A 22742-nucleotide genomic window follows, 5' to 3' on the forward strand; every position below is an offset into this window, starting at 1 on the left:
AGGGCGCAAACCAGATTGTCGCTCAACCCCCTCCCAGCCTCCCCACACCGCTGCGCTGGGGAGGAGCAATCGCGACAATCTGGTTTGCGCCCGTATCACATCGTCCCAAAATTCACCTTTAAAGTTTAAACTCATGAAAACGCCTTATTTTTTAGCGGTATTCTTCCTCGCCTTCCTGTTCGTCGCCTGCGGCTCCGACGCCAATCCCGAAATGGCCGATGTTTCCGGTTCGGAGGCGGAAACGAATGCCGAAACGGTCATCTTCCTGAGCCGCCACGCCGAAAAAGCGGAGGGCGAAGACCCTGAATTGCTTCCGGCTGGCGAAGCGCGGGCCGAACGCATCGCGCAGCACCTCAGCGTCTTCGATTTCTCGGCCGTCTACGCTACTGACTTCGTGCGTACCCGGGCGACTGCCGCGCCAATCGCCCGCGAAGCGGGCGTTGCTGTCCAAACCTACTCCGCCGATGCGAGCCCGGAAACCCTGACGAAAGAATGGCTGACTAAGCACCGTGGCGAGACGATCTTTGTTGTTGGCCACTCCAACACCATCCCCAAACTCGTCAACACCCTCATCGGCACCGAAAAATACCAGGACATCGACGATGACGATTACGACGGGCTCTTCCGCGTAAGCGTAAAGGCCGACGGCAAAGCTGGTGTCCGCAAGATGAACACGAAGGGGCAGTAAGCCAGAGTACGCTGCCTGGATCCGGGATTTAAATTGCATACCAATTCCCGACTCCCTACTCTGCACCTGCGTCCGCGCCGTCTGAACGGGAAAATGCGTTAACTTAGCGAGCATGCAAGACAGTAAAATCTCCCTGCGCGACGCTGTTTCTATCGGGATCGGAGGAATGGTCGGTGGCGGTATATTCGCCGTGCTCGGCCTGGCCGTCGACCTGGCCCGGGGCGCCACGCCCCTCGCTTTCATCGTTGCGGGTTTCATCGCCCTTGTCACTGCGTACAGCTACGCGAAACTCTCGGTGGCTTACCCCGACCGGGGCGGAACCGTCCGCTTCGTCAACGAAGGGTTTGGCAAGGGTGTTTTCAGCGGCGGCGTCAATAACCTGCTCTGGATCAGTTACATCATCATGCTCTCGTTGTATGCGGCGGCTTTTGGCTCCTACGCGCCAAACCTGTTCGGTATCACCGGCGACGATGCAACGGATAGCCACATCTACCTGAGCGGTATTATCCTGCTGGCCACCTTCATCAATTACTACAGCATCGCGGTGGTGGGCAAGATCGAGTCTTACGCGGTGATCATCAAACTGGTCATCCTGCTGGCTTTCGTTGCTCTTGGGTTTTACGGTCTGGTGGGTAACGATAACCTGGGCCAGCTGGCGCCGGACAACTGGGTTTCACCGGTAGATATCCTTACGGCGGGCATGGTTATTTTCGTTGCCTACGAAGGCTTCGAACTCATCGCCAACTCCGCCCCTGATTTGCGCGATCCGGGTGAAAACATCCCCAAAGCTTATTACTATTCGGTGGGCTTTGTCATCCTGTTGTACCTCGCCATTGCGGTCATTACGGTGGGTTCGCTGGAGTTCAGCGAAATCGCCACCGCCCGCGATTATGTCCTGGCCGAAGCCGCCAAGCCGATGTTAGGGCAGATTGGTTTCACGATCATTACGGTTGCCGCTCTGATTTCCACTTTTTCGGCCATCAACGCATCCCTTTACGGCGGTAGCCGGGTGAGCTACGAGCTCGCCGAAGACGACGAGCTCCCCCATTCGCTGACCGACTCGTTGTGGAACCAGCCCGTTGGGCTGGCCATCACGGCCGTCCTGACGTTGGTAATGGCCAATACCCTGAAACTGGAAAGCATCTCTACCGCTGGCAGCGTGGGTTTCTTACTGGTTTTTGCCGTTGTAAACCTGGTTGGTTACCGCAAGAGCGCAGACACGGGAAGCAACCGGATCATCCCCATGGTGGGGTTCATTATTTGTTCCGTAGCGCTGGTTACGCTGCTGGTGCAACAGTACCAGACGGCCCGGACGGGAGTTCTGATTGCCGGCGGAATTGTAAGCGCCTGCTTTCTGGTGGAATGGGGATATAAAGCGAGTCGTGCTTAAAGGGCGCTTTTCAGGGCGCGGCCGCGGGTGCAGCGTGGGTTAATTGGCCCGGTTCGGGTGTCCGTCAAAGTTGTAACCGGGAAGGAAAGCAGTCACCCCACCGTTTCTATTCCTGCTTACGTTCCCGGAGCTTTTGTTTAAACATCCGCGCTGCGCTGGTGTAACCTCCCTCAGTACCGTCCAGAAAGTGGACGTGGTCTTCATCGTGATCCCTGACGTAGCAAGACATCACCGAAGCGTGGGTAACGTGGTACCCAAACACAATTTTACCGGCCTGTTCGAGTTTTTCGAGGTCCGTGATGAGTTCTTTGATCTGAGCGTCGGTGCCCGAAATGACGGTATTGATGTTGCCATCCAGCATCAGGCTGTCGGTTAGTTGGGTAATCCTGGCCAGGTATTTTTTTCCCGCTTCGGTTCGCTTGAAATACCAGGGCCCGTAGAGCGTCGCGATCCAGTTGCGCAGGAGGTACCTGAAACTGAGGCGCCCGAGGCTGGCGTACATCTCTTTAGCCAGGTTCATGAGACCGAGATTGAGGACCAGGCGGCTGGAGCCAATCGGGAGGCGTTGGTTCAACGGCCCGAAAATCCGGTCGATCCGGGAAATTACCTCACCGTAGATTCTGCCCTGAAGCGTATCCTCCTGTGAGCTGACGAGCAGCACCAGAATCTGTTCTGCGTCCCGTGGTGGCGCAATTTCGTTCCAGCGACACTCCATTCCGGTAAGGTCGAGCGCTTCGAGCTTGGCGGCGAGTGCTTCTTCGTCAATAAAGGTGGCCTTTATCTTCGTTTCTGCTTCCTTCAGGCCGTTGCCCAGCACGACCGGAATGATGTACAAGCGGTTGAGCGCTGCTCGCGAAATACGGATAGACGTTCCGCCAGCGTAGACTTTGTCTACGCCGAGGGCACCTACCCGCAAGACCAGGTCCATTCGTTGTTTCACGTGATGCCGGTAATTATCCAGTATTGCCACCAGGTCTTCAGATAGCTCCGCGGGTACAATAAAGGTGGCACCGTCTCCGCCAAAGAAGTAAGGGATTACCAAGCCATCGTATTTCGTCCGCAGCCGGTTCAGTACGGTGATGATTCCGCCCGTGGCTGCCAGGTTTACATCGTGGTGCCGCCCCGCGGCAACCGCCTGGGTGGACCCCATCACGTCGATGACGATCACCTGCCAGTCGGGGGGGACAGGAGCAAAGAGTTTCTCTTTGCCCAGTAGTTTACTCATCTTATTGGTGCGAACGGGAAGGTCCTGATAAAAGGCACGGTTAGACATCTGAGTATCTAACGGTAAACAGCGGGCCTGAGTGCGCTGGGGTCGAATTGAACGACTGTGGCACGATCAATTCGACCGAAGGCACTCTGTCGGGCTCATGATTTGAAACCAAATTAGTGCAATCTTTATTTTTTTACATTAAAAAGTTGTTATTTTCGATTGCGGCTCCTAGATTTGTATCAAATGATGAATGATGGGACTTATTGTAATCAAAGACGAGACACTTTTTGGCGTTGTAACCCAGGAGCAGCGCCTGACCATCGTAAAAGAGACGCTGACGTTGCGTGATATCATCACGGCGAGGGTGGAAGAGGAGGTACGGAAGCACAACGCCACCATTTCTGAACGGTATCAATACCTGATCGACCTTTCCCCCGCGGAGAAACGGCTGAACCTCGGTAATAAACTGAAGCGCAAAAAATCGATCGACCCGCAGGAGCCGGTCCTGAAAGCGATCGAGGCCTTCCGGGCGAATGCTTTCTTCGTACTTGTTGGTAACCAACAAGTGGACGATCTGGAGGAAGTCATCCCGGCTTCGCGGGAGCTGGAAGTCTCTTTCGTTAAGCTGACACCGCTCATTGGCGGATAAGAATTTCTCTCCGGTTTCACCCTTTAACCCAGCCTGATGTTCAAGAAAATTGCAAAGCTCATTACCTCCGTAAAACCCGACACTGCACCTGCGCCCGCGCCGTATGAAGCCGCCAGATTCGCGACTGCCTACGCCGAGATTTCCGGATTCGTTCATTCGGGTGATATTGGATTCGGATCAGGTTTGGGGAAGAATAAAGTGTACCAGAACCTGCGCAAAACGTGGCCACTTGAAGATCAGCAAGACTTTGTTGTTTGGTTGGCGCATCAGCTGAAAGATGCCCGCAAGGGGTGGAAAGTGAACTCCTATTGGTAGCACAAAGATTCGTTTCGTTACCAGCTACTGGTCGCGCTGATGAGTACCAAATTGCTCGATTCTCCCGCTGCAGTAGTGAAGATTGGCCGGCTCTTTCTCGACACAAGAATCAGGAACTGGAACATACTCGTGAGCTGGCCGGTGAAGAAACTGATTTTGCAGCTGGAACGCCGCTACAAAGACGTGGCGTCCCCGGAGCCGGAGGTCGTTGCACTGATCAATGAATACCTCGTTCGGCTAAAGGACGACCGCGACCTCGTTCGCCGCCTCACGGTCGTTTTGGGAGATGAAGCAGAGGTTCAGGACTTCTTTTTCGTGACCGGCATCGACCATTTCGGAAAGCCGATGAACGCGCTGGTGGCATCACACTGGTCCGGCAACGAATTTGCACCGGTCCTCCACCACGCATATACCGCAAAAACGGGTCGGCCTTCGGCCAAATGGCTTACAACCGCGCGTGAACTACTTAAGCCGCTCGGCAAGAGCAAGACCAGGAGCTTTATTGCTGAACTGCTGCAATTGCTTTGTGCTACCCCGGAAACGGTTCAGGAAAACAATTGGTACGATCATTACCTTTTTCTGCACAACGACAATGCCCAAACCGTCAAAGGTCTGTTGTGGATAACCAGCCTGTTCGATGAGGAAGCGTTCTCCCGGAAACTATCAGAACTGGCTGCCGTGGCCTACAGAAAGGTCCCCAATAAAGGACCGCTCGACACCAAAACCGGCAACGCCTGCGTAACGGCCCTTTCCCTGACCAAAGGCGTGCACGGCATCAGCCAGCTGGCCGGACTCGCCTACCGGATCAAGCAAACGGGGATTCGGAATAAGGTGGATAAAATCCTCCGCGAAGTAGCGGAGAAAAAAGGCGTGAGCCGCCAGGAGATCGAAGACCTGTCGGTGATGGAATTCAACCTTTCCGGAGATCTGATGGAAGTTGAGATCGGGCCATACGTGGCGGAAGTCCGGCTGATCCGGCCCGGGAAATCCGTTATGGCCTGGCGCAGAGAAGACAAAACCCAGAAGAGTATCCCTAAAGCCGTGAAGGACGGCTTCCCCGAGGAACTGAAGGCCCTGAAAGCCCGCAAAAAATCGTTGGAGCGCGACAGTATCAACCTTCGCGACCGCATCGACTGGGCGTTGCGCCTCAACCGGGAAATGACTGTTAATTACTTCCGCGATACCTGGCAAAAAAACAGCCTGCTCAACTTCTTCGCCAACCGGCTGATCTGGCTGTTTTCTGATGCAGACGGGAAAAACAGCGTTGCGGTGATCCGGGCCAATGACCGCTGGGAAGACATCGCCGGCGAGGCGGTTGACCTGGCCGGCAGGCAGCAGATGCGCCTTTGGCACCCGGCCCTGGTCTCAACCGCAGAGGTGGAAGAGTGGAGAAATTATCTCCTCCGGCGGGAAGTCGTCCAGCCGCTCAAACAGGCGTTTCGCGAGGTTTACCTGCTCACCGCTGCCGAAGAGCGGACGGCAACGTACAGCAACCGGATGGCGGCCCACATCCTTAAACAGCATCAGTTCGCAACCCTCGCGCGGGGCCGGGGATGGGCCTACTCACTCATCGGAGCCTATGACCACGGTATGGAGTCTCAGGCCTGCTACCAAAACCTGCCGGAACTGGGCATCAGGGTGGAATACATCATTCTGGAAATGCAGGATGGTGACAACTATAACGACGTCGGCATCTGGAATTACGTCAGTACCGATCAGGTCCGGTTTCTGGACATGCGGCAGCAGGGAGAGGTGCTGGACCTGAGTCTGATTCCGCCCGTACTGCTCTCCGAAATACTGAGAGATACCGACTTGTTTACCGGCGTGGCCAGCATCGGTAACGACGATCAGTGGGCCGACAGTGGGGGAGAGGTGTTCCGGAGCTACTTCCGTGAATACACGACGCGTGACCTGTCGGGAATGGGCAAAAACCGCAAGCTTGCGCTGGAGCGACTGATTCCGCGCCTGAAAATCCGGAACGTAGCAACCGTAGACGACAAATTCGTCCGGGTAACCGGAAAGCTGCGCAAGTACAAAATCCATATTGGCAGCGGAAATATCCTGATGGAGCCCAACGACCAGTACCTGTGTATCGTTCCGGCAGCGTTCTCGCCGTTCAAAAAATCGGCCGACAAGCTTTACCTTCCTTTTGAGGGGGACCGCACGCTTTCGATCATCATTTCCAAAGCATTGTTGCTCGCCGAAGACGATAAAATCACGGATACAACGATCACGCGTCAGTTGAAATGGTAGCATTTTTTGCGGGGCCGCAGGTGCAAAGGAGGGTAGATTGCACCGTTGGTCGCGACATAGTTCCCGATGCACACTTGAATGTCTTGTCTGCAGCGATCAGGCCGTCTTCTCCGGCGGTTTGATCGCTGCATTTTGCTTTGGTATCGTGGTCGACCGTACATTGAACCGGGCCTGAGAAATGCGCCTGGGGGTAAACCCTGTACCGCGTACGGAGCGTAACTGAACCTGTTTTCACCAACCTTTACGGTCGTAAAGACGACCTCTTTACGCTTACGCACCTCTTTTTTACTGACAGGCACGGTACGGATTAAACCTTAGCTCAACTTTGGGCTACACCAATCAACGGTACCGGATCATGCAAAAACCGGTTCTGACTTTACACTCGTTTAAATTTAGAAGATGAACCATCGGTCGACTGCGGTAATACCGCCGCGTACATGCAAACAACTATTTTATACATTTCTTGCCATTCTCTTTACCTGTAGCCTCGGTGCTCAGGACATGGAGGTTCGGGGAACCGTCGTTTCCTCCGAGTCCGGCGACCCGCTCATCGGGGTAACGGTAATGAAACTGTCCACCAATACCGGCACCATCACCGATCTGGACGGAGGTTTTGTGCTCTCCGCCCGCAACGGAGACGTGTTACAGTTCTCCTACACCGGGATGCAAACCAGAGAAGTAACCGTCTCGGGGCCAACCCTGGCCATTCAACTGGACGAACAGGCCCAGAACCTCGAACAGGTAGTGGTGATCGGTTACGGAGAAGTCAAAAAGAAAGAAGTAACCGGATCGGTTGCTCAGGTGAGCTCCGAGGAACTCGACAAATTCGTTACTTCCGACGTCGGATCGGCCCTGCAGGGCCTCGTTGCGGGGGTAAACGTAACGTCGGCCTCCGGTGCTCCGGGCGAAGCTTCCAACATTCAAATCAGAGGTATTACCTCGCTTGACGGAAGCAATACACCGCTCTTCGTTGTCGACGGCATCCCGCAGGACGGAGACCCCCGACTCAGCCCCAATGAGATCGAAACCGTGGACATCCTCAAAGATGCCGCATCGGCCGCTATCTATGGTACCCGTGGTGCGGCAGGGGTAATCCTGATTACAACGAAGACGGGAAAGTCAGGGAAGATGCAGATCAACTTCAACCAGAGCTACGGCATCAACAGTATTACTTCGGGTACACCGCTGATGAATACCGCCGAACAGTTGTACTACCAGCAAACAGTCTTCGAAAATGTGGCGGGCTCTTTCGATCTGCCCATCACCAGAATCCCCCAGTGGTTTGGCAACGACAATGATCTGCGCGACTTCGTGCAGGTAGAAGATGCCGTAACACAGAACTACGCTTTCGATGTTTCCGGAGGAAACAAGGAGGTATCCTACAGCTTCGTAGGCGGCTACTTTACCCAGGAAGGAAACCTGATCAATTCCAAATTCGATCGCTACAACGCCCGCACTACGACGCGCTACAAAAAAAATAAACTGAGCGTAACGGGGAGCCTTGCCTTCAGTGCCGAAGCGACGGACGAGACCAATGGTAACCTGCTCCTCTACGGCATCCGCTACCGCCCTTACCAGCCGCTTTTCGACGTCAGCGACCAGGTCATCGAGATAACGCCGGGCCCGGAGGAAACTTCACTGAATAACCTGGCAACCGTACTGCGTAACGAACGCGACCGCGACCGTGACCGGGTGAACGGAAGCCTGAACATCGGGTATGACCTGGCTAAAGGGCTGCGCCTGACCACCAACCTCGGTGGTTCGGTTACCAATACGAGAGGTAAACGTTTCACCCCTGCTTACAGCACGTTCGACCTCACCACCGGCGAGCTGGAAACAGACCCTACAAAGAGTTTTATCGAAAACACCAGCAGCCGGGCCTACACCTTCCTCTGGGACGCGGGACTTGATTACACCAAAAAGATGGGAGACCATCGCATCAAAGCACTTGCCCGGTTTTCGGTCGATGAGCGTAACTACGAATACTTCGAAGCCGGGCGTCAGGGTGTTGCCAACAACAACATCAGCGTTCTTAACATCGGAACGATCAATCCCTACGCCAATTCCGGCGAAGGAGGCAACCAGACTTACAAGATCAAAACCATCGGTACTATCGGCCGCCTTCAGTACGACTACAAAGGACGTTACCTGATCAGTGCCAGCGTCCGCCGCGACGGTTCCTCCAAGTTCGCCGAAGAGAACCGCTACGGTGTATTCCCTTCCGTTTCTGCAGCCTGGAATGTTGCCGACGAGCCTTTCTGGAAAGGGATACTAAAGAAGATTGATAATTTCAAGATCAGAGCGAGCTATGGTCAGACCGGTAACGAAAGCTTCCCGGCGTATCGTTATTCCACCGTCGTCAGCCAGGATGCCGACTACCTCTTCGGGAATACGCTGCTGTTTGGCGCTACCCAAAGAAACTATGCCAACCGCCTGGTACAATGGGAAACTTCCATTCAGCAAAACATCGGGCTTGACCTGGGATTAGGGCAGGGTAAGTTCTCGCTGACCGCCGACTACTACTCGACCCAGAAAAACGGAATGTTGTTTCCCGTACAGCTGCCCGCCTCGGCCGGCGCGCTGGGCAACAACGCCCAACTGACCCTCAACGTGGGCGATATGACGAACACCGGTGTTGAGGTGGGGGGGCGCTTCCGCACCCGCCTTAAGGGTTTACGGATGGACTTTGGTGCCACCTTCACCCGCAACGTGAACGAAATCACTAAGATCAACGGCGACACCGAGATTATTTACAACACGGCTGGTACTTCCGTTTTGGGAGATCCAAACTCCAAGGTGACGACCATTGCCGTTGGCCACGAGGCCGGTGCTTACTTCCTTTACCAAACCGACGGGGTGGTGAACGATGCGGAAGAACTCGCTGCGTACCAGGAACTGCGCCCTACGGCGCAGCTCGGCGACCTGATCTACAAAGACACCGACGGTGACGGCAGGATTACCGAAACAGACCGCGTTTACAGTGGCAGCGCTCTGCCGGAATTCGAAGTAGGATTCAACACTAACCTGTACTTCAAAGGGTTTGACTTCAACATGCAGTGGTACGCCTCCGTTGGCCACGAGATCATCAACGGTAGTTCAGCCTACGCTTATGGTTTTGAGCGTCACCGCGACCTCGTTTACCAGTGGTCGGCCTCCAATACTGAGTCAAACATTCCGCTGTACCGGGGAGACTCCAAAGCCCACCCCAACTACGCCGGCACCACCGATTTCTGGCTCGAAGACGGCACCTTCCTGCGCTTGCGCGCATTGACCCTGGGGTACGAACTACCTAAGTCGCTCATCAGTAAAGCTGGTTTCGAAGGCATCCGGGTTTACATCTCCGGCCAGAACCTGCTTACCATCACGGATTACAAAGGCTACGACCCTGAGATTGGAGGCAACAACATTGCGACCAGAGGCCTCGACCGTGGTACATACCCGATTAGCCGGCAAGTCCTTTTCGGCACCCAGTTCTCCTTCTAACTCCAAAATATTAAATGATCATGCAGTTTTTAAACAGAATTATTCCGGGTTTACTCTTCGTTGCATTTTTTACCTTTTCCTGTGACGACGACTATCTGGAAGAAGCAAACCCGAACGGGGTCAGTACGGATATCTTTTGGTCTAACCTCGAAGAAACAGAGAGCAGCCTGACGTCGGTTTACGGTGCTACCCTGCATACCTACTTCGTCGCCCTGGGCGACGGTGTCTTGCGCGGAGATATGGCCTTCCCCCGGGACCGCCTTAATCCATCGGGCCGCGGTCTCGACTATTACTACCAACGCTTCAACAACGGCACCCAAACTGTCGGCTTCAAGTGGGATGCCGCCTACCAGGTAATCTTCCGGGCCAACCAGACCATCGAAGGGCTGCAGGCACTGGAAGGAACCGTAGATGAGGAGCGCTGGCTGACCCAAATGGCACAGGCCCGTTTTTTCCGGGGGTTGGCACATTTCTACCTTCACACCACCTTCAACGAAGGCAGTATTATCATCCGTGATAAAGTGCCACAGTCAGTTGAAGACTTCAATAAGCTACTGGCGCCGTCCTCCGAAGTCATCGCTTTTGTGCGCGAAGACCTGGAGTACGCCTACGCCAACCTTCCGGCCAGTTACGCCCTGGGCAACCAGGGCCGTGTTACCGCAGGAACGGCCGCTACGATCCTCGGCAACAGCTACCTCTACAGCGGACAATTTGAAGAAGCCATCCCTTACTACCGTGACGTGATCGAAAACGAAGCCTACGGCTACGAACTGGTAGAGGATATGTCTTTGCTCTTTACCGAGGCTGGCGAATTCAATAAGGAATCCATATATGAGATCAACTACACCCTTGACGTTCAACTGGAAGACTCACAGTGGGACGAAGAGAGTTTCAATAACCGTTACGGACGCTACACCGCACCGAAAGGTCTCGGTGGTGCCGGCACCGACGACTGGTTCCCCGCAGCCTGGATCACTTACGAATACATGCACGAACAACTCGATCCACTGGATGCCCGAAACATCGTCTCCGACGGTACAGGGGGAACCCGAATGCGCTCCGCCTCTCTCCGGGCTTCCGCGATGGTAGCTCTGGTACAGGACATTGACACGGAGTACTACCTCCGGCCCTCTGTGCCAATTGCCTGCCCCTTCAACCGCCTGGGGTTTTCCAACTGGAAAAAGTACAGCAACCACGATATTGCCGCCAACGAAGCCGATCTGGGGGGAACCAGTTGGAAGTCAGGTCGTAATGTCATCGTTAACCGGCTCGCCGAAGTCTACATCAACCTGGCGGAATGCCAGATTGAAACCGGAGACCTGGCCGGCGCTCTGGCTAACCTCAATGCCGTCCGGGCCCGTTGGGGCCTGGTGCTCCTTGGTCAGCCGGATGGCACTAACCATACGTTCGACGGTATAGACTACAACGCCGAGACGTTGATGCAACACCTCATGTTCGTCGAGAAACCCCTGGAACTCTCGGCCGAAGGGCACGCAACGCGTGCCATCGACCTGCGCCGCTGGGGAATCACGAAGCAACGCTTCGAAGAACTGGCCGAGTTGGATTTTCACGTTATCGATTACCAGTACCCTACGGAAGACGGAGACACGGCCAAGCGTGTCCGCAGTTACCTCGTCGCTGGCGAAACGACCAATCAAAACGCAGAACCCGCCATTGAGGAATTCGAAATTGCAGCCCAGAACTACCTGGAAAGCGAGCACGCTTACCTGCCCATTCCTCTCTCCGAAATCCAAAACAACAGTTCGATCTCTAACTAAGGACCAACCTTAAACGAAACCGTTGTACCATCATTGGCCGCGGTTGAGCGGCAAGAGCAATCGTCTCTTGCCGCCCAACCGCCAATTAAAATCTAAAATGAAAAAATTACTATTTCTGGGGCTGGTTCTTACGGCCTTTTTAGCAGGTTGTGAAAAAGAGTTCGTTGTACCGAATGACCTTGCGGACGTACAGGTGCTGCTGGGAACAAGGGCAAGAGACGCCAATAATATTCCCTACGTAGCGATAAACGACTATTTACCTTTTGCCGATGTTTCTCAGGGCGTCATCAGCCATTCATGGTCGATCGAGGAAGGTAACTTCCTGCTCACCGACGGGATCACGACCAACGACTCCGTGTATACCGAATTCATTATCCCAAACCTGTTGGAAACGGAGGAAACCACTGTCAACGTATTGTTTGCCCGGCCGGGGCTGCAGACCGTTCGGTTACGCAATGTATTTGACCGCCAGGTCAATTTCGAAACTACTGGCACCACCGCTGTCCGGGAAGGAGACAACTGGGTCATCGATACAACTTATCTGGTTGATGTATTCGACGACCTGAAGCCAGCCTTCCGCATCATGAACGGAGACGAAGAAGTCATTTCCGTAAGCAGTGAAGACCAGCCCGATATGGACGATTCCGGCAGCTGGCCCGAGGTTACGCTGGAAGTAGGTCAGTCACTGACCTTTGTCGACCTTTCATCTTCCGGCCGGCCTACCGGCCGGCGCTGGCAGCTCAACGGTGGTACCCCCGCCGGCAGTACAGATTCGGTGGCAACGATCTCTTACCCCAGCCTGGGCGAACACACGGGCGGAACATTCCGCCTTATTCGTGGGGGAGACCTCGCTCCTCCTCAGACCGTAGACAAGGTGATTCCGGTCAGAGTAACGGTGATTCCCTCTTCCGAGCCATTTGTGTTTACGGGAGACCTGATCGAAACTGAGGACGACGTAATTGCCTTCCGCATCAGTGGCGAAGCCGCTTCCTTCAGTGGACAGGAGGAAGACTTTACGGTTCACGTAACCAATGGCGACTTTGACCAGGACATAGCAGTACAAACTGCCCGGGTAAATACCGCTGATGCAACCATGATCGAGCTCGTGCTGGCTGAGCCTGTTTACAATACCGACACCGTTACCGTTACCTATGCCGGCGGTACGATCACCTCTCTGGACAACAGAACACTTGAAGCTTTTGGGCCGGAACGGCTTAGTTTTGGCCAGGCAGCCAATGCGCTGATTTCGGACGTGTGGGATTTCGAAACCGGTGGAACGGGATGGTTCTACCAGCATCCGCAGTTTGAGGTTACTACGGATATGGCGTTTTCGGGAAGCGGAAGTCTTCGCTTTTTTACCGATGATGCCGCCAACGCTCCCGGTAACATGAAGTGCCAGAGTACCGTTACGGACGCAGAATTCAACTTCCCCGCAGGAAGCTACGATATGAGTTTCCGAATCTGGATTGCCCCCGATACCGAAGTGAGCAAAATCAACACCAATTTCAGCGCTCCGTTCCTGGCCGTAGTGTGGGACCTGACGGGCGTTGCCCGGGGCGAATGGGTGGAAGTGAGCCAGACGTTAGATATTGACGCGATGGACAGTGCTGCCGGTTCCAAAATCGTATTCGGTACCCGCAAGGCAGACATAAGCAGTGCTACGGCGACTTATTATATCGATGCCCTATCCATCAGCGCGCGCGAGTTAAGACCCTGATCATACTATTGGACGTTTCACTTCGCGGCTTCTTCGAGGTTTGGTTCCCTCTCCGCTGAGCCTTAGGCGAGCACGAAGTACTTGTATAATTACAATGCGCCAAAGTTAAGCTGGCTTGGTGGTCAGAGGAAGCAAAGCTTGCTGGAGAAGGCGGAGGGTGAGGTGGAAAATCAAAAATGTCCAGCAGTATGGACCCTGATACGTGCCGCAGCGGGGGGCTTCTTGGTTAGTCCCCCGCTTCATCAAGACCGCCTTTGCACCTGCGTCCGCGCCCAAAACAGGCAGTTGTAAGAGCGATATCACCTTTACTCCCTAAATTCCTAACTTCCACTTTCTTAAATTTATGATGTCGATTCTGTGAAAAAGGTTGTTCAAATTTTGTTGGTATTTTGGTGTGTGCTGGGCGCGGCCGCGGGTGCAGGGCAGTGTTTACTGAAGCCAGGGGAGCAACTTACGATCTCGGAAGGCCTGTCGCACAACGGCGTCAGTTCCATCCTGACCGACTCGCGGGGGTACCTGTGGGTAGCTACGTTTGACGGCCTGAACCGCTACAACGGCAATTCGGTAACCGTGTTCCAGAACCTGCCCGGCAAAAAATTACTGGTGAGTAACCGGATTCGCAGCCTGGTGGAAGACCAGAAAGGAAACCTCGTACTGGGTACCGACGAAGGGCTCTCGGTGTACCATTACGAAGAAGATCGTTTTGAGACCATCTATACAAACGAGCGCCAGAAGAAAGGAATCACCGGCCCGATCATCAGGAAAATACTCTTACTGCCAACTTCGGGAACCATCCTGGCGGTAACCGACGAAAGCGGGATACTGGTTTTCGATAAGGAATACAACTTTCTCAAGCAGTGTATCCCTACCGGACTTGCATCCGGAAGCCCGCTGCGTTACCTGTCCGGAGACATCCTGAACGATGCTCTGGCCTTGATTGCAACCAATAACGGGCTGCTTCTTTTTGACGTTGAAACTGGTCATTTCGATGAAGTTCTCCCTGATGTATTCACTTCCAGCCTGTGCGCAGTAAAAGTTGATGGTCAGCACTTGCTGGTCGGGACTTCGGCCGGCGTACATCTGGTGAAGTACAGCCTCAGCGGGGAGACCGGTTTCAAATGGGAACGAAGTCTTTTCTCAGGCGACGCATACCCGGAACTTGCCGTCGATAACCGGCGGAATTTATGGATGGGTACCTTGCTGCATGGCGTGACGAAAGTCTCCACGGTAGACGCCCTGATCGAGGGCGGAGAAACGTTTGTAGCCCGGTTCGCGACAAACGGAGGGCTGTTGCGTTCGAGCGGCTTCGCGCCGATGGGAGACGATGAAATCTGGGTCGGAAGCTTCGATAAGGGAGCGTTCCGCTTCGATCTGGAAGCGGGGCCGTTTTACAGTAGTCTTGATGATCGCGGTGACGGAAAAGGAACCTATCTGAACAACGTTAGTTTCACTACACCGATAGATCGCCAGCGGGTACTGATCAATGGCACGGGAGGTCCGGTTCGCCTCTTCAATACGCAAACCAAAGCATACGAACCCCTGCCCGAACCCATCGCCGGTGTTTCCGGAGTGCTGCAGTACGTTTACCTCGACTCGCAGGGCAATTACTGGTATAAGATAGTGAACGAAAACCGGTTGCTGCGGGTGGGGAAAGGCAACTCTGCGATGTACGAAACAAAGTTTTCCGACCTGGGTATTCCGGGGGACTATCATTTTTTTCAACTGAAGGAAGACCGTGCCGGTAACATATGGATCGCGTTTCAGGAGGATCTCTACCGGGCGGTGATGAACGAGAACAGAGAAATCCAGGATGTCCAGAGACTTAGCGATAACCCGGAGATACAGGCCCGCCCGATCGCCAGAATCAGAACTCTTTACGTGGATCCGTTGGAAGACATCATCTGGATGGGTACCAACTCCAACGGGTTGTACAGTATCCCCACTAAACCGGACCAACCGCTGAAAGCGGTTCAGATTGATAACTACCTCAACGTCGTCGGAGAGCCGGGCTCGCTGACAAGCAATTTTGTTTCCAGCATCATCAGGCTCAACAACGGAGAACTGTGGGTGGGCACCGAGCAGGGTGGTGTCTGTAAATTCAACGGGAAAGAAGCGAGGCCGCAGTTCACTTCCTTTACAACCAAGAACGGCCTGACGAATAACGTGGTAAAGTCTTTGCTCTCCGATGACAGTTCCAACCTGTGGATAGGAACGAATGCCGGGCTGAATAAGCTGGAACCGAAGTCGGATAAGATCGTCACTTACCGGGTAGAGGACGGTTTGCCTTTCGATGATTTCTACTACAGTGCTGTACGGATGGGAGACGGTAAGTTGCTGTTTTCAGGCGTTCGCGGATTTACTTTTTTCAGGCCGGAAAACATTCCCGCCCCGAAGCAAGCCGGCAGGGTTCAGTTCGGAAGCCTGAAACTACTCAACAAAACGATTGGCGTGGGCGATACCGTAAAGGACCGCGTGTTGCTGCCCCAACGCCTGAAGTCCGGCGCTGAAATTGAGCTCGATTACGATGAAAACGTATTCTCCATCGAAATCGACGCGCTGCACTTTGGTGCTCCGGGCAGCTACTACCTGAGTTATAAACTACTGCCGGACAACAACGGCTGGTTGAAACTGCTTCCGGGGCAGCGGGCGCTTAACTTCAACAACCTTTCTCCGGGTAAATACAATCTGCTCGTGCGCTCCTGTAAAGTTGGGGGCGAATGCAGCTCAGTGGGTTCCCTTCGCTTACAGGTCGCTCCACCCTGGTGGAGATCCGTGCTTGCTTATGCTTTGTATGCATTTCTGTTTTTGCTGTTGGGAGTTGTCATCCTTTACTCCGTCGTCCGTTTCCAGAAGCTGCGGCATGCTGTGGAAATCGAACAACTCGAACGAAATGCAGCGAAAAAAATCAACGCGGAAAAGCTGCGCTTTTTCTCGAATATCTCCCACGAGATAAAAACTCCCGTAAGCCTCATCTACGGACCGGTACAATTGCTGTTGCGCCGGTTTGCACAGGACAAGCCTACCAGTGAAAGCCTGCAGTTGATCGAGCGTCAGGCCAGAAAAATTTCCAGGCTGGTTGATCAGGTGCAGGATTTTCAAAAAGCGGACGCTAACCTTTTGGAATTATACCCTCAGGTGTTTGTACTGGAGGACTTTCTTACCGAAATCATTCAGGATTTACGCTTTCTGGCTAAAAGCGAGGGTAAAACAATTGAAGTCAGGGTTCCGGAACATAAAATCTACGTCGATGCTGATAAGGACAAACTGGAAAAGATCATTGACAACCTCTTGTCGAACGCGTTGAAACACACCGTTGCCGGTGACGAAATTGAAGTTGTGGTAACCCATGACGGCTTCAACCTGAACCTGGCAATAGCAGATACAGGAACAGGAATCCCCGCAGCGTCCCTGCCTTACGTTTTTGACCGGTTTTACCAGGTCGATAACCAGAAGTACAACGCAACTACAGGGTCTGGCATAGGACTTGCTTTTACCAAAAGACTGGTAGAGCTACACGGAGGCAAGGTGACCATTCAGTCGGAGGTAGACCAGGGAACCAGGGTGGTCGTAGAGCTGCCCGTAGTGCGGCCGGCGGCAAGTGCGGAGTTTGAAGACGGCCGGATCAGACAGCCTGGCCGTGGCAATGCTTCGGCGCTGGTTCGTACGGACCCTGCGGCAGGAGACAACATTGAACTGGCGGAAGAGTACCGAGGTAAAAGAATATTTCTCGCAGAGGACAACCTGGAAATGCGGGAGTTCGTCAGGGATTTTCTCAGTAAATACTTTAAGGTAACTTCTTTCACGACTGGCCGGGAGTGCCTGACGGCGATGGAGGAAGAATGGCCCGACCTGGTGGTGAGTGATGTCCAGATGCCTGATATGAACGGGCTTGAGCTTTGCTCAGCAATCAAAGGAGACCTTAAAACCAGCCACATTCCGGTAGTTCTGCTTACAGCATTCAACGAAGACGACGACCGGATAAAAGGGGTGAAGTACGGAGCTGACAGCTACATCGGAAAGCCCTTCGGGCTACAACTACTGGTGTCGACCATCGAGAACCTGTTGAAAAACCGGGTGCAGCTCCTCGAGCGCTTTAAAGTGGATTTCCCGTTGACACTTGAGAAAGAGAGTGCTCAGGATCATGAGTTCCTCGAAGGTCTGTACGAACTTATGGTGATTAACCTGGACAATACCTCTCCGGACCTCGACTCGTTTGCCCGGAAATTACTCCTGAACCGAACTCATTTTTACCAGAAGGTAAAGCAGATGACAGGTCTTACTCCATACGAACTATTAAAATCCTTTCGCCTCAAACGAGCCGCAGAGTTGCTTGTGCACGATGGGCTGACCGTCAATGAAGTATACGTAGCTACCGGATTTAAGAGCCGTTCTAATTTCAGTAAGGCTTTCAAACGGAAATACGGGACTCCGCCCAGTCAGTATGCTGCCAAATCCGAGGAACGGTTGGTCAATAACAGTTGATTATTTAATCGAATAAAAATTTAAACAATGCATTTCAGATTACTATTTTTTTGTGCTGCCGTCCTGGCAGCATGCGGGTTATTCTATGGCTGCAGCCAGGCCATCGCTCAGTCGGGTAGTGCCCTTCCTGTTACCGTTTCATTCGGCACAGACATAAGCGATGATGCTACCTGGGAGGTGCTCTCGGCATTCAACACAGAGCGGAAAGAAGATATCCGGGAGGTGAAATTTGAAAAGGGTACGTATCATTTCTACCCCGAAAAAGGAAGGGAAATGTTCTGCTACATCTCGAACCATAAGGATGTCCGCATCCGAACTGCTTTCCCCCTGACGGGTATGCACGACCTGGTCATCGACGGGCAGGGATCCACCTTTATTTTTCACGGGAGAATGATCCCTTTTGTGATCGAGGAAAGCAAAAATATTACGCTCAAGAACCTGGCAATCGACTGGGCGGATTCATTCCACAGCGAGGGCCTAATCGTCGCTAACAATCCGGAAGAAGGAACTTTTGATCTTAAAATCTCGGAAGAGTATCCTTACGAGATTCGAAACGGTCAGCTCATCTTCGTTAAGCCTTACTACGAGCATCCGCTCGGGCAGACGATTCTCTATGATCCCAAAACGAATGGTATTGCCTACCGAACGGAGGAGTATACTCCGCTCACAAGCGTAGCGAGAACGACCTATAAGAATTTTGATAAAATCAAATACAAGTACCCTGTTGATCCACGAGATGCAGTAAACACCATTGTGGGTAAGGAACGGCGCCTTCGTGCGGAGCAACTGGAGCCAGGGCTGGTCAGGATTTACAACCACACCAAGAAGTTACCCGAAGCAGGTATGATCCTTACGGCCAAAGGCCACCAGTGGGAAAACCGAATTGCTCCTGCGGTACGCATCGTGCACAGCGAGAACTTTGTTGGAGAGAATGTAGATATACACCATGCCGGAGGCATGGGGCTCATTGCGGAAAATACAACAGACCTTACGCTCAGGAACTTCAATATTACCCCTTCCCAGGGCCGTATGGTCAGTACCACTGCGGATGCAACTCACTTCGTAGGGTGCCGCGGCAAGATTTCCATCACGGACTGTACTTTCAATAACCAGCTTGACGACGCGGCGAATATTCACGGCACATACCAGATCGTGCAGGATGTCCTGGGGGCAAATAAACTGGGCGTCAGAATGGGACACCACCAGCAACAAGGCTTTCAGATTGGCTACCCTGGTGAAAGGATTGGTGTCGTTGACCTTGAAGAATCTTTCTTCAGTTTTGCGGAGCTAACCATTAAAAGCGTTGAAAAAATCAACAGCCGGTACCACGTAATCACCTTCAACGAGGCAATTCCTGAGGGGGTAAATGCAGGGCAACTGATAGAGAATACCGATGCGTATCCTGAGCTTCTGGTACAGAACTGTAACATCAGCCGCAACCGGGCCAGAGGCCTCCTTCTGTCCACGCCCAGGAAAATTGTAGTAGACAATAACTTCTTCGGCACTGAGATGGAGGCTATCCTTGTTCCTGTAGAGAGTGGCCACTGGTATGAAGCCGGTAGTGTTACTGACCTAACAATCACCAATAATACCTTTCAGGATTGTAATATCAGCGGCTACGACCGGGGGGTAATCAGGTTTATACCGGATGATGAAAACGAGAATATTGCTTTCTCAGGTATTGACATCTCGAAGAACCAGTTCAACCAGTTTGACAACTTACTGCTGGAGATCAATAATGTAGATGACCTTCGGTTTACGGGTAATACGATTACCGATTCCAGAACCTATTCCCGTTTGTTTCCCGAAAATCCTGCAGTGAAAGTCAGGGCATCAAGTAACATCATCTTTGAAGACAATAGCTATGGAGGCTCCGCTACTGAAATGCTGGACGAGGGAGCGAAGGAATCAGGGCTGAAGTTCAGGTAAAACATAATGGGTCATCCCGGTTCCGCAGGAGCAGCGGAGTTAATTGAGAGCGTGACTTTCTGACTAACAAAAAGAGCATTAAGTTTTCAGGCCGTTCCCGGGCAGAACCTGAATACTGAATGCTTTTGGTTTATGGTCAGGGATCGTTCTTCCGTTTTACTTGTCTGATTTGCCTGACTGGTGTCTATAGTTGCCTCGGTCACCTGGGGTGGCCGAGGCAACTATATATGAGTAGAAACATTCAAGACCAGCCAGCAGGAAACAAGCGGGGGATGTAAAGATATGCCAGCGGCTCTACTGCTTCAAGAGAACGAGCTGCTGGCGTTTTCCCCCTGCGTTAACTTCCAGCAGGTAACTTCCTGGCGTTGCATCAGCAAGGGTATGCTCGATCTTCCGGATATTCGTGAACTTCTTATTAAACACGACTTTGCCAGATGAATCGTAAACGGTCAGCGTGGCCTCCTGCTGGAATTCGAAGAAGTCCAGAATGAATGAACCAGAGGATGGGTTTGGGTACATCTTTACCAGTTTATCCGACTTATTGGCTGTATGGCCAATGCTTTGTGTTGTACGGTCTTCAGAGACTTCTACAAAGAGAACTTCGTTAGGGCCCAATGTGGGATTGGGAGAAAGAGGAATCCCGTTGAGTAAGTCATTGAGAAGAGTAGGATTGTTTGCCCCTTTCAGTTCAATTTCCAAAGAAGCTGGTTTGTTTCCCAGGTTTACAGCTGAGAGGTAAACCTTTCCTTCGTCGTCAATTACCGTTTTCCAGCTCACACCCCGGGTTTCGGTTCCGTTTGTTTCTGTCAGGTTTACAACGGAGAGCCGGTTGAGGCTGGAGAGAAGGCTCAACGCTTTTTGTTTTGTGTCATTAACCGATGTCGTTCTCACAATTGTACCATTTGTAGGGGTAAGTGGTACATGGGGGCGACCGTATTCATCAGTCAGCAAACTTTCTCCGTCCAGAAGAATTGTTCCTCCGCCATCCAGGTAGTCTTGCAGGGATGCCAACTCTTCAGATGTGACCTGAGGGGTGGCGTGGATGATGACGGCGTCCCATTGTTCGTGGTCCTGAAGTGAAATAATGTCTTTGGTCGCAAAACCTAACGGTACACCCTCGAAAAAGAGTGACTGGTACTGATCGAAGACGTGATCAATGTATTCTTCCGCGTTTATAGCGGAAGTTTTAGAGTAGAAGAGACGGATTGGCTTACGCTGCCGCTGCATGGCCATAATGATGTCACCGTGGGCGTTCAGGTCGATCATCGTAGCTCCCACCTCATTTGTGATACGTGGTTGCTGGCTGTTGGAACCTGCATATCCGTTTCCGGGATTCGGGCGCAAAGAGCCATCTTCGTAGCGGGGCCAGAACCAGGTCTGTGAGGCGGTCATCCCCATGGTATGTGCTAACCAGAAGGTTGCACGTGCGTAAGCGGGGTCCTGGTACAGGTCCCGGGATTTTACGGTGGATAGGTAGTGAAGTTCAGTATTGTAGATGATTTGGTTGGGAGCAACGGACCTCATAAAGTCGTGACTCATCGCCAGTTCCCGCCAATCGTAAGCATAGTCGTCTTCCCACCATTCCCGGGGCCCCCACATGTGGTTGTTGCGTGCGCCGGCATCGTTTCCGCTTATTTCACTCAGTCTGGTCAGTGCCTCAAAATCGATGCCGTGGTCCTGGCGCTCCTCGGACCATAGGTTGGGCATTATTTTCAGGTGAATTTTAGCGGCGGGGTCGTGCGTTCGGATTTCAGATTTTAGCCAGCGGTACCATTCTGTTACTCGCTCCTGGTTGAAGAGGATGAAGTCATACCATTGTGGCGAACCTTGCAGCGCTCCAGCAATCGGAACGGCAATCTCGATACTTTCAAAGTCGCTGAAGCTGGTGTTCCATAGGGTGTTGAGGCTGTCTATATTTCCGTGTTTCTCCTGCAGCCAGGCTTTGAATTTATCGATGGTGTAATGCGTTACCGGTCCGGAAGCCCATTCGCCCTCTTTTACGAAAAAGTGAGGCTCGTTGCATAACATGTAGCCCAGTTCGGAGTACTTTTTACCCGCCATCCGGGGCACTGTTCCCGCCAAAAGCATCCCCATCATTTCCCGTGCTCCCGGGCTGTCGATGTCGTAATTGGTGTAGGTGTTCAGGCGCAACTCAAACTCGTTCCCGTATTTATCTTTAGACCATGCGGGAACGTTCTTGTTATTCAGGAAAATAAAACCTATTGTCCCTTCGGGCTTTGCGGCAAGTTCGTTCGTGACGTTCTGCCTGATGGAGCCTGTTTCGTCGGTAACGAAGCCGGGAGTCAGAAAAAAACCATCCTGATTACCGTGGTACGCTGTAAACTCAGTGCTGGTGGGTTTCCATGTGTAATCTGAGAGAAAGACCGGCTTGCCGCCGAAGGTCAGCTGATCACCGGTATGTTCTACCTCAGCCCAGTCAATAATCGGGGTAGGCTTGCGGTGCACTTCTCCCGCAATAAGTCTTTCGAGATAAGCAATGGCTTCATCAAGGATGATGATAACTTCCCGTCGCTCAAAATCTGGTAACAACAGGGCCATTTGCTCAGCACTGTCCCGGTAAATGGCGACATCCTCAAAATAGCCGGTGTTTTCTGCCGTGTTTGCTTCGTCCCAGTTGGCATAGCGCAGAAATATCTCTGCGGTCCGAACCGTCATTTTCTCCTTGTACGCAGACAATCCCGCTGATTCTGCGGTTTCGATTAAGCTTTGAACAACGGTAATCTTATTCCGTGCGGTCTCTTCAAGGGATTGCCCCTGGCAAACGAAAGGAAGGATGATAAAAAGAATACTTAAATACCTCATAATATTGTTTTTAGCGAATGAT

The 22742-nt window shown here is 52.7% G+C and carries 12 protein-coding genes; 10 read left to right on the plus strand and 2 right to left on the minus strand.

Going from position 1 to position 22742, the window contains the following annotated elements; translation table 11 throughout:
- Positions 1-133: 133 nt before the first annotated feature.
- Positions 134-688 (plus strand): SixA phosphatase family protein, encoded by a 555-nt coding sequence (locus FUA23_RS19365; RefSeq protein WP_187271137.1) that lies wholly within the window; start codon positions 134-136, stop codon positions 686-688.
- Between the two features lie 112 nt (positions 689-800).
- Positions 801-2078: an APC family permease gene (locus FUA23_RS19370; protein ID WP_147932426.1), complete on the plus strand. Its 1278-nt coding sequence runs from the start codon at positions 801-803 to the stop codon at positions 2076-2078.
- Between the two features lie 106 nt (positions 2079-2184).
- On the opposite strand, the gene FUA23_RS19375 is transcribed toward FUA23_RS19370, so the two are convergent.
- Positions 2185-3351: a DUF3095 family protein gene (locus FUA23_RS19375; RefSeq protein WP_147932427.1), complete on the minus strand. Its 1167-nt coding sequence runs from the start codon at positions 3349-3351 to the stop codon at positions 2185-2187.
- 190 nt (positions 3352-3541) lie between these two features.
- On the opposite strand from FUA23_RS19375, the gene FUA23_RS19380 reads away from it, so the two are divergent.
- The 8 genes from FUA23_RS19380 (at position 3542) to FUA23_RS19415 (ending at position 19897) form a co-directional block, all read left to right on the plus strand.
- Positions 3542-3940, plus strand: coding sequence for a hypothetical protein (locus tag FUA23_RS19380; RefSeq protein WP_147932428.1), 399 nt, complete (start codon positions 3542-3544; stop codon positions 3938-3940).
- 36 nt (positions 3941-3976) lie between these two features.
- Positions 3977-4255, plus strand: coding sequence for a hypothetical protein (locus tag FUA23_RS19385; protein ID WP_147932429.1), 279 nt, complete (start codon positions 3977-3979; stop codon positions 4253-4255).
- 39 nt (positions 4256-4294) lie between these two features.
- Positions 4295-6508 (plus strand): DUF4132 domain-containing protein, encoded by a 2214-nt coding sequence (locus tag FUA23_RS19390; protein WP_147932430.1) that lies wholly within the window; start codon positions 4295-4297, stop codon positions 6506-6508.
- 399 nt (positions 6509-6907) lie between these two features.
- Complete coding sequence (locus tag FUA23_RS19395; RefSeq protein WP_147932431.1) at positions 6908-9991, plus strand: SusC/RagA family TonB-linked outer membrane protein; 3084 nt, start codon at positions 6908-6910, stop codon at positions 9989-9991.
- 20 nt (positions 9992-10011) lie between these two features.
- The gene (locus FUA23_RS19400) at positions 10012-11769 is read left to right on the plus strand and encodes a RagB/SusD family nutrient uptake outer membrane protein (RefSeq protein ID WP_147932432.1); all 1758 of its coding nucleotides are present in this window, start codon (positions 10012-10014) and stop codon (positions 11767-11769) included.
- A 97-nt stretch (positions 11770-11866) separates the two neighbouring features.
- Entirely contained in the window at positions 11867-13486 is a 1620-nt protein-coding gene (locus FUA23_RS19405; RefSeq protein ID WP_147932433.1) for a SwmB domain-containing protein, read from the plus strand.
- Positions 13487-13864: 378 nt separating this feature from the next.
- Positions 13865-17968 (plus strand): hybrid sensor histidine kinase/response regulator transcription factor, encoded by a 4104-nt coding sequence (locus FUA23_RS19410; RefSeq protein WP_147932434.1) that lies wholly within the window; start codon positions 13865-13867, stop codon positions 17966-17968.
- A gap of 27 nt (positions 17969-17995) precedes the next feature.
- Positions 17996-19897 (plus strand): alpha-1,3-galactosidase-related protein, encoded by a 1902-nt coding sequence (locus tag FUA23_RS19415; protein WP_147932435.1) that lies wholly within the window; start codon positions 17996-17998, stop codon positions 19895-19897.
- A 294-nt stretch (positions 19898-20191) separates the two neighbouring features.
- Here the strand turns inward: FUA23_RS19415 and FUA23_RS19420 are convergent, their stop codons facing one another.
- Positions 20192-22720: a beta-galactosidase gene (locus FUA23_RS19420; protein WP_147932436.1), complete on the minus strand. Its 2529-nt coding sequence runs from the start codon at positions 22718-22720 to the stop codon at positions 20192-20194.
- Positions 22721-22742 lie beyond the last annotated feature (22 nt).

The organism is Neolewinella aurantiaca, assembly GCF_008014675.1.
Taxonomy (GTDB): domain Bacteria; phylum Bacteroidota; class Bacteroidia; order Chitinophagales; family Saprospiraceae; genus Neolewinella; species Neolewinella aurantiaca.